At 68.8% G+C, this 2,450-nt stretch carries 1 protein-coding gene and 1 pseudogene; both read left to right on the forward strand.

Annotation, left to right across the window (positions count from 1 at the left end; translation table 11 throughout):
• Positions 1-127: 127 nt before the first annotated feature.
• Positions 128-297, forward strand: a pseudogene (locus ACH4J0_RS43065) (IS5/IS1182 family transposase); the annotation flags it as partial.
• A gap of 281 nt (positions 298-578) precedes the next feature.
• A complete protein-coding gene (locus tag ACH4J0_RS43070) occupies positions 579-2,246 on the forward strand; it encodes an alpha-galactosidase D (protein WP_396246642.1) in 1,668 nt (555 codons plus the stop codon).
• The last annotated feature ends 204 nt before the right edge of the window (positions 2,247-2,450 follow it).

The raw sequence follows: 2,450 nt of genomic DNA on the forward strand, positions 1-2,450 counted from the left end.
CGGATCACACACGCCGTGATCACTGGAGAGCCGGATGACAGGGAAACCGTCATGTCCGGTTCGGCGGGAGGCCGCGCGGAAAAGGACCTGCTCAGTCAGGCACCTCGTCGCGCGGCCGACCCAACCCTCCTGGATGAACAACGTCGGCAAGCTCCGACGCCGCACCGAGCGGCGCCAGGCGGCGGTCGAGTTCTTCCTCGCACCAGCCTGCATCGTCATCACCGCCGCTGCCTCATCCGACGCGCCTGGACCCACCGCCGCTGGAACGCCCGACCTCGTGGTCCACGCATCCGATGACCTACTGGCGGAGCCTCTGAGCGCGGTGTCGGTGGTGACGACCAAATACGCCAACTACCCGGCGTTGTCAAACGTCCCTGCCCCGACATCCTTCCCCGGACGACCGCCGCATTGTGCCGGTGCGCCCGCTGCGGAGCCGACGGGTTTTCGTCCGAAGCCTTGACACGGCGGCGAGCCAGGCCGTTCGATATCCCTCGCCATGTTCGAACTAGTCGGATTCTGGCGAGTTTTGTTTAGTTTTGGCGACATGTTAGAGGCTGGGGAAGCGTATGGCAGCGAGGGTGAACCGGCGTACGCGGCGGTGGCGGGCGGCGGTGGCGGTGGCGGGGGTGCTGGTGGCGGGGCTCGGTGCGGTTCCGGCCGCCGCCAACACCGCCGCGCCGCTGCTGCAGGTGCCACCGATGGGATGGAACGCCTGGAACACCTACGGGTGCAACGCGACCGAGGCGCTGATCGAGTCGGTCGCGGACAGCATGGCCGCCAACGGCATGCGGGATGCCGGGTACCGGTACGTCAACGTGGACGACTGCTGGATGACCCGGGACGCGAACGGCCACCTGACCGGCAACTCCAACTACCCCGACCTGAAGGGCCTCGGCGACTACCTGCACGCGCGGGGCTTCAAGTTCGGCATCTACGAGTCGCCGGGTGCCAAGACCTGCGCTGGGTACTCGGGGAGCGCCGGGCACGAGACCGACGACGCCAACACCTTCGCGTCCTGGGGCGTCGACTACCTCAAGTACGACTACTGCGAGAGCGCCTCCTCGCTCTCCGGCCAGGCTGCCGACTTCGCCCGGATGCGCAGCGCGCTGCGGGCCACCGGCCGGCCGATCGTGCTCAGCATCAACCCGAACAGCGGCAACAACACCGGCGCGGGCGTCGTGCGGGCGTGGGGCGACGTGTCCGACCAGGCGCGCAGCACCGAGGACATCGGCAACCAGTGGTGGAACCAGAGCTGGCCCAACGGCATCGCCAACATCGTCAGCGAGAACGCCACGCTGGCCTGGCGGGCCGGCCCGGGCTCGTTCAACGACGCGGACATGCTGGAGATCGGCAACGGAGGGCTCAGCACGACCGAGGAGCAGACCCACTTCGCCATGTGGGCGATGATGGCCTCGCCGCTGATCGCGAGCGCCAACCCGGCGAGCGTGAACGCGACCTCGCTGGCACTGCTGAAGAACCCGCGGCTGATCGCGATCGACCAGGACTCCCTGGGCCTCCAGGGGCGGGTCGTCGCCGGGAGCCGGCTGGTCAACTCCTCCGGCTCGCTCGTCCTGGCCAAGCCGCTCAGCAACGGGGACGTCGCCTTCGCGCTGTACAACGGCTCCGACAGTGCGCAGACGCTGAGCACTTCGCTGACCGCGGTGGGCGTCCCGGGCACCGGGAGCTGGACCGACCAGTACACCGGGGCCGTCGTCCAGAGCGGCGCCGCGAGCGTCGCCACCCAAGTCCCGGCCCACGGCACCGCCGTGTACCGCGTCACCACACCCGGCGCACCGGCCTCCTGGTACACCTCGTTCGTCGCCCCCACGGCGGGCGCCCACAGCTACGAGGCCGAGGACCCGGCCCGCTCGATCGTGGCGGGCCGCTGGACCACCAACTCCGGCGCCGTCTTCTCGGCCTGCTCGGTCTGCTCGGGCGGTGAGAAGGTGGGCTGGATCGGCGGGACGAACAAGCTCCACCTGAACGGCATCTACGCCCAGAATGCAGGCACCTACCCGGTCACCGTCCAGTACGTGAACGGGAGCGGCGACCGCTACGCCACGATCTGGACCAACGGCGACAACCCGCAGAAGGTCTCGTTCCACGGCAACGGCGACTGGAACTCGACCCAGACGACCACCGTCCAGCTGGCCCTGAAGGCGGGCTACAACACCGTCAGCTTCGGCAACGAGTACGGCGGCTGGGCGCCCGACATCGACAAGATCTCGGTGCCCGCCACCGGCTGATCGCCCGCCGCATTCACCGGGCCGTCTCGTCCTCGATGTGGCGGGGCCGGACGGCCCGGGAGCAGGAGAGGGTCTGGGGCACCAGCAGCGGTGTTAGGGCCTGTTCCGAGTTCAGATCAAGATCGGAGGCTGCGGAGCCATATGACGGCGCCGCGTAGGTGCAGTCCGGCGAGGTAGCTGTCAGGGGTCTTGTCATAGCGAGTC

The sequence above is a fragment of the Kitasatospora sp. NPDC017646 genome, assembly GCF_044329365.1.
GTDB lineage: Bacteria > Actinomycetota > Actinomycetes > Streptomycetales > Streptomycetaceae > Kitasatospora.